General features: G+C 45.2%; 8 protein-coding genes and 1 tRNA gene. 1 reads left to right on the forward strand and 8 read right to left on the reverse strand.

The features are described 5' to 3' along the window. Nucleotide 1 precedes the first annotated feature (1 nt). From tatC to M3221_RS15880, 3 genes are read right to left on the reverse strand one after another with little or no spacing between them, the layout of a single operon-like run. The gene (gene tatC / locus M3221_RS15870) at nucleotides 2-763 is read right to left on the reverse strand and encodes a twin-arginine translocase subunit TatC (RefSeq protein ID WP_251272707.1); all 762 of its coding nucleotides are present in this window, start codon (nucleotides 761-763) and stop codon (nucleotides 2-4) included. An 18-nt stretch (nucleotides 764-781) separates the two neighbouring features. After that, on the reverse strand, nucleotides 782-958 hold the full coding sequence (locus M3221_RS15875) for a twin-arginine translocase TatA/TatE family subunit (RefSeq protein ID WP_242237718.1): 177 nt from the start codon (nucleotides 956-958) through the stop codon (nucleotides 782-784). Nucleotides 959-1013: 55 nt separating this feature from the next. After that, the gene (locus tag M3221_RS15880) at nucleotides 1014-1667 is read right to left on the reverse strand and encodes a redox-sensing transcriptional repressor Rex (protein WP_251272708.1); all 654 of its coding nucleotides are present in this window, start codon (nucleotides 1665-1667) and stop codon (nucleotides 1014-1016) included. 149 nt (nucleotides 1668-1816) lie between these two features. Between M3221_RS15880 and M3221_RS15885 the strand changes: the two genes are divergently transcribed. Then, entirely contained in the window at nucleotides 1817-3739 is a 1923-nt protein-coding gene (locus M3221_RS15885; protein ID WP_251272709.1) for an ABC-F family ATP-binding cassette domain-containing protein, read from the forward strand. Nucleotides 3740-3904: 165 nt separating this feature from the next. Here the strand turns inward: M3221_RS15885 and tsaD are convergent, their stop codons facing one another. The 5 genes from tsaD to M3221_RS15910 form a co-directional block, all read right to left on the reverse strand. Further along, on the reverse strand, nucleotides 3905-4924 hold the full coding sequence (tsaD, locus tag M3221_RS15890; protein WP_251272710.1) for a tRNA (adenosine(37)-N6)-threonylcarbamoyltransferase complex transferase subunit TsaD: 1020 nt from the start codon (nucleotides 4922-4924) through the stop codon (nucleotides 3905-3907). Beyond that, on the reverse strand, nucleotides 4924-5391 hold the full coding sequence (gene rimI, locus M3221_RS15895; RefSeq protein WP_396120289.1) for a ribosomal protein S18-alanine N-acetyltransferase: 468 nt from the start codon (nucleotides 5389-5391) through the stop codon (nucleotides 4924-4926). The genes tsaD and rimI overlap by 1 nt, the downstream gene beginning before the upstream one ends. Further along, nucleotides 5363-6073 carry a tRNA (adenosine(37)-N6)-threonylcarbamoyltransferase complex dimerization subunit type 1 TsaB gene (tsaB, locus tag M3221_RS15900; RefSeq protein ID WP_251272711.1) on the reverse strand — a complete coding sequence of 237 codons (711 nt, stop codon included), beginning with the start codon at nucleotides 6071-6073 and terminating at the stop codon, nucleotides 5363-5365. Before tsaB ends, rimI begins: the two co-directional genes overlap by 29 nt. Then, nucleotides 6054-6533, reverse strand: a complete 480-nt coding sequence (tsaE, locus tag M3221_RS15905) for a tRNA (adenosine(37)-N6)-threonylcarbamoyltransferase complex ATPase subunit type 1 TsaE (RefSeq protein WP_285880845.1) — start codon at nucleotides 6531-6533, stop codon at nucleotides 6054-6056. Before tsaE ends, tsaB begins: the two co-directional genes overlap by 20 nt. A gap of 104 nt (nucleotides 6534-6637) precedes the next feature. Further along, nucleotides 6638-6714 (reverse strand) — tRNA-Asp (locus M3221_RS15910). Nucleotides 6715-6760: the final 46 nt, after the last annotated feature.

Below are 6760 nucleotides of genomic sequence, written 5' to 3' on the forward strand. Positions count from 1 at the left end.
GTTACTGGGCGGATTTTTCTTCGTTTTCTGCGGTGAGGGCTTCTGTCTGCTGCGCTTTTTTGTAGCCGATTCTTGAGATCCATACACTCACTTCGTATAGTAAAAAAAGTGGTACGCTCACTATGGCAAACGACATAATATCAGGCGGAGTGATAAGCGCCGCGATAACCAGCAGGACAAAATAAGCGTAGCGCCGAATCTGCCCTAGCAGCTGTGGAGTGACAATGCCAAGTCTCGTTAAAAACAAGGTAATGACCGGCAGCTGAAAAAGAAATCCAAACGGAATCGTTGTTTGAAATAAAAAGTGAAAATATTCATTGATGCCGATTACCTGTTCAATATTCAAATCGCCAGACAGCTTCATCATAAAATGAATAATGTAGGGAAACAACACAAAATAGGAAAACGAAAGACCACCAAGAAACAGCAGTATCGATGCCGGAATATAGCTGAGCGTAACCCGGCGCTCCCGTTCATGGAGGCCCGGACTGACAAATGCCCAGAGCTGATATAAAAGAACCGGCGAAGTTAATACAAGTCCAATCACAAAAGCCATTTGAAAATAAACTTTCAGCGGATCGGTTACACGAAACGCATTCATCGTTAAGGCAGCCGCTTCATCTGCATGCTGTAAATACTGGATGATCGGCTTGGCCAAAAAAAGCCCGCCGATTGCCGCAATAAAAAAGAAAACAATCACAATGATGAGGCGCTTGCGCACTTCTTCTAAATGTTCATATATTGTCATGTCCTGCTGGCTCATTTGTCTATCATCCTAACATTACTTGGACTCTTTTTTGTCCTCTGTCCGTTCTTCATCATCGGCCAGTCCTTTTGTTGAGTTTTTAAACTCACGAAGTGTATCCCCTGCTGCCCGTCCGAGCTCCGGGAGCTTTTTCGGTCCGAAAATCAAAAGTGCTGCCGCGCCAATCACAACCATGCTTCCAATCCCTGGCATTGGCATCCGCCTCCTTTTTCCTAATCATAACTGATTTAAGAACGCAATACTATGATCATTTTTCGACAGATTCATCTGGATAGTTTTTCAGGAAATAAACGAGCGATTGCAGCTCAACCGCCAGGTCAATGTGATGCACCCGAATCTCAGGCGGCACATTTAGTCTTGCAGGTGTAAAGTTTAAAATTCCTTTAATATCTGCTTTTACCAGCCGGTCCGTAATGGACTGGGCCGCTGCCTGCGGAATCGTTAAAATCGCGACTGGCACTTCTAACTCAGATAATACCTCTTCTAATTCATCCATATGATGAATGGGCACGTCTCCAATTTTTTGATTGACCTTGCTCTCTTCAACATCAAAAGCCACCAGGATCTTTGTATTGTTGTTTTTTAAAAAGTTATAATTTAAAAACGCTGTTCCTAAATTTCCGACACCAATAAGCGCTACATTGGTCACTTCATCCTGATCAAGGGTTTTGCGGAAAAAAGACAGCAGATAGCTCACATTGTATCCATATCCTTTTTTGCCAAGTGCGCCAAAGTATGAAAAATCGCGGCGGATTGTGGCCGAGTCTACTTTCACTGCTTCACTCAGTTCTGCCGATGACACCCGCTGTTTTCCGGAAGAATGCAGGTTTTGAATAAATCGATAATATAAAGGCAGACGCTTTGCCGTCGCCTGAGGTATTTTCATCGAATCGTTGTTCATTTTTTTCCCTCCAAGGTGATACCGCTTCCATGTTTGTTTTCTTTTCTTAATACAATCATAAATCTTTGTAGCGTTTTTCACAAGAACCGCTTCTTTTTCATTGCCCAAGGCGCTGAGCTCAAGTAAAGTGGAAGGTGAGGTGAAAAACAATGATTCTTCTACAAGTACAGCAGCTTTCGAAATATTATGGAGCTGAACTGATTTTATCTAATATTAAGCTTGAAGTGCAGACAGGCGACCGCATTGCTCTTGTTGGACGTAACGGAGCCGGCAAATCGACTCTGCTGAAAACGATTGCCGGACAGCTTTCTTATGAAGAAGGCGCCATTATGAAGCCAAAAGACGTAACCATCGGCTATCTGGCACAAGATACCGGGCTTGAATCGGACTTATCTATTTGGGATGAAATGAACAGTGTATTTGACGGCCTGCGCGAAATGGAACAAAAGCTGCGGGCACTTGAAGCCAGCATGGCCGATCCTGATGTGTATGAAAATCCTGCCCGCTACAACCAGGTCATGACTGCTTACGATAGTCTGCAAAATGAATTTAAGGAAGCAGGCGGCTATCAATACGAGGCTGATCTCCGATCGGTCCTGCACGGATTTCGTTTTCATGATTATGACTATGATACCCGCATTTCCACGCTGAGCGGCGGACAAAAAACACGCCTCGCCCTTGCCAAGCTTCTTTTAACAAAGCCGGATATTTTAATTCTCGATGAACCGACCAACCACCTTGATATCGAGACACTTTCCTGGCTTGAAAACTATCTGCAAAGCTATTCTGGTGCGATTTTAATTGTCTCGCATGACCGCTACTTCCTCGATAAAACTGTTAATCAGGTATATGAAGTATCCCGTCATAAAATCCGCCGTTTTACCGGTAACTACAGCAAATACTTAACCCAGAAAGCCGAGCAGTTTGAACGGGAAATGAAGCAATATGAAAAACAGCAGGAAGAAGCGGCAAAGCTGGAGGAGTTTATTCAGCGAAACATCGCACGTGCCTCTACTACAAAACGGGCGCAAAGCCGGCGCAAGCAGCTTGACCGCATGGAAATGATGGCTCGGCCGGACGGAGACGAAAAGCCGCCGGGCATGCTGTTTGATATCGATCGTCAGAGCGGCAGTGAAGTACTGCATGTAGACCATGCATCTATAGGCTACAATGGTGAAAAAATTGGCGCAGATCTGTCTTTCTCCATTACACGCGGTGATAGCATTGCCCTTGTCGGACCAAATGGAGCCGGCAAGTCGACCCTGCTCAAATCCATTACCGGTGCTCTTCCGCTGATTGGCGGCGATATCCGTCATGGAGCTGGAGTGGAAATCGGCTACTACGATCAGGAGCAATCTCATTTGAACCGGGCTAAAACCGTGCTGTCCGAACTGTGGGATGACTATCCGGGCACACCGGAAAAAGAAATCCGTTCGATACTAGGCACGTTTCTGTTCTCAGGCGATGACGTCTTAAAGCCAGTAGCTGCTCTTAGCGGAGGCGAAAAAGCGCGCCTTGCGCTGGCCAAGCTGACGATGCAAAGGGCCAATTTCTTAATTCTCGATGAGCCGACGAACCATTTGGACCTTGATAGTAAAGAAGTGCTTGAAAACGCCTTGATCGATTATCCGGGTACTCTTTTATTCGTGTCTCATGACCGGTATTTTATTAACCGGATTGCTACAAAAGTGATTGAGCTCGACAAAGAAGGCGTAACCGTCTATTTAGGTGACTACGATTATTATGTAGAGAAAAAAAATGAGCTTGAGGAGCTCGCTGCGCTTGAAGCAGACGAAAAAACAGTCACAAAAGCCAAGCCGGCATCAGCGGATTCTTATAAGACAGATAAAGAACAGCGTAAAAAAGAACGGCAGCGAGCGCGGCGGATTGAAGAAATCGAAACAGAAATTGCCGCTCAAGAAGAAAAAGTAACGGAAGCAGAAGAATTGCTTTGTCTGCCTGAAGTATATGAAGATCACGAAAAATCGCTGGAGCTGCAGCAGCAGCTTGATCGGGCAAACGAAGCGATTGAACAGCTTATGACAGAATGGGAACAATTGCAATCTGAGTAAAGAAGAGGCTATCCACAGCCTCTTTTCTTTTTATCCACATAAAAACAGCGAATACTCTGTTTATTGCAAAGGTTTCCACAGATTTATACACATTACCCACAGGTTGTGAATGAATTTATCCCCTTTATGCACAAAAAAAGGCATTCCAGCCAGAATGCCTCTTTTCTAAAAAGCTTCAATATCTAAGCCGGGATGACCATTCATATCCATCCCATCTCGTTTTCCCTGCTCGAATAAAATGGTGCCTGCTGCTGCAATCATCGCCGCGTTATCTGTACATAAAGACAGTGGCGGAATCACAAGCTCAATGTTTTTAAAATCAGCAAAAGCGTTTTCTAAAGAAGCACGAAGACCTTTATTGGCCGCAACGCCTCCAGACAATAGCACTTGTTTTACTCCATACTCTTTAGCAGCACGGATCGTTTTTTCGGTTAATACATCGACAACACTTGCTTGAAAGCTTGCCGCGAGGTTTTCCGGCACAATCTCTTCCCCCCGCTGCTCTGCATTATGAACCGTATTAATAACCGCTGATTTTAAACCGCTGAAGCTGAAATCGTAAGAACCCTCTTCAAGCCGGACACGCGGAAGCTTGTACGTATCTTCTCCTTGAGCGGCAAGCCGATCAATATGCGGACCCCCTGGATAAGGCAGGTTTAGTGTACGTGCTACTTTATCGTATGCTTCGCCTGCTGCATCATCGCGTGTTTCACCAATGACTTCAAATGATCCATGTTCCTTCATATAAACAAGCTCCGTATGTCCGCCTGAGACGACGAGAGACAAAAGCGGAAACGCCATTTCCTTCACCAGACGATTTGCGTAAATATGTCCCGCAATATGGTGGACACCAATAAGCGGCAGGTTGTGGGCAAAAGCGATTGCCTTTGCAGCATTTACACCAATTAATAGGGCACCTACAAGGCCTGGACCTTTCGTCACAGCGATTGCATCCATATCTTTAAACGTCAGACCTGCCTGTTCAAGTGTTTCGTTCAGTACAGCGATAATTTGTTCTACATGATGGCGGGAAGCAATTTCAGGCACAACACCGCCAAACCGCTTGTGGCTTTCAATCTGAGAAGAAACAACATTCGCCACAATTTCTGTACCATTTCTTACAATGGCTGCCGCCGTTTCATCGCAGCTCGTTTCAATTCCAAAAACATATGTGTTTTTTTCCATTATAAATTCACCCACATTACTAAAGCATCTTCCTGGTTGTCGGTATAATATTGCTTCCGGATTCCACCCGGCTGCAAACCGAATTCTTTATACAATGTCATTGCTGCTGTATTGCTGACACGAACCTCAAGTGAAAGAACAGCTCCACCGTACTCCCTTGCTTTTTGGATCATAAAACCAAGCAGTTTTTTCCCATATCCTTTTCCACGGAATCGAGGCAAAATCGCGATATTGGTAATCTGCACTTGATCGTACACAACCCACATTCCGCAATAGCCGATAACAAGGCCCTCTTGTTCGACCGTATAATAATGAGCATAATCATTTAATGCAATTTCTCTTTCAAAGGCTTCTTTTGGCCAGGGAAGGGAAAAGCTTGCCTGCTCTACTTCGAGCACAGCCGGAATATCTTCTATTACCATTGGGCGGATTACTGCATCACTCACGGCCAGCCGCCTTCTTTTCATTTGCCTCAATCCACTTAGCTTCTGCTTCAGCAAGACGTGCATAATTTGGTACAACCTCTGTCGGGTTGTTACTTTCCACTGCCGCCCCGAGCGCTAAAAGAGCAGCCGGGCGGGTATAGGGAACGGCTCTGCCGGCAAATACAGCCTGCTCACCCATTTGTTCAGCAATTACTTTCTCATAAATTTTACTTTCTTGCCCCACAAATAAAACCGGCTCCTTTTGAAGAAGCAGCTCTGTGCACCATTCCGCCACCGAAACATTCCGATCTTCCAAAACGGGCTGAACCGCGCCATTTGACAAGCGGTATAAGCCCGTGAAAATGCGTTCACGCCGCGCATCAAAAACCGGGCAGACAAGTCCATCTACCACGGGAGCTGAAGCAGCCAGTGAAGCGAGACCAGAAACGGCAGCCAGTGGAATATTTAATGTCCAGGCCAGCGTTTTGGCGATCGTTACACCAATACGAACTCCTGTATACGAGCCCGGACCATTTGTTACAATAATCTTTTCCAAATCTTCCGGCTTTATGTCTGCTTCAGTCATTAACGTTTGAATAGCCGGCATTACCCGGATAGAATGATTCTTTTTCACATTTGTTACCTGCTCCGCCAGAATGACGTCTCCATCTGCGAGACCGATCGACAGCGTGTAAGTAGAAGTATCAATCGCTAATATTTTCAAATGTATTCACCTTCTCAAGAATGCGGACATATCGATCCCCATTCACTGTTAATTGTACTTTTCGCTGCCCTTCTACACCAGTGTGGAAGAGATTGATTTGTATGTACTCTTCCGGAAGCTGGTCTGCGATTAAATGGGCCCATTCCACGACCGTAATGCCATTACCATAAAAGTATTCATCAAAACCCAGATCTTCTGATTCTTCCCCTAGCCGGTAAACATCCATATGGTAAAGAGGATAGGTGCCTTCATATTCTTTGATGATGGTAAATGTTGGACTGTTTACGTTTTTCGTGACACCTAATGCTTTTGCCAAATGTTGTGTAAATGTTGTTTTTCCTGCTCCTAAGTCGCCTTCAAGCAGCAAGACGTCGCCTGGACGAAGCGTATCAGCCAGCGCACTAGCAAATGCGCTCATTTCTTCCAAATTGTTTAACGTCCATGTATAAGAAGATGTCATGTGTCCGCCTTCTTTCCTCGAAAAAAAACCTTAGGATAATGATGATCCTAAGGTTTCTGATTGTATCTTTATTATATCGAATAATTGCGTATTCTAAAAGAAAATGGCGGTCCGGACGGGACTCGAACCCGCGACCTCCTGCGTGACAGGCAGGCATTCTAACCAACTGAACTACCGGACCAACGATTGCGGGGGCAGGATTTGAACCTGCGACCTTCGGGTTATGA

The sequence above is a fragment of the Domibacillus indicus genome, from assembly GCF_023715895.1.
Lineage (GTDB): Bacteria > Bacillota > Bacilli > Bacillales > Domibacillaceae > Domibacillus > Domibacillus indicus_A.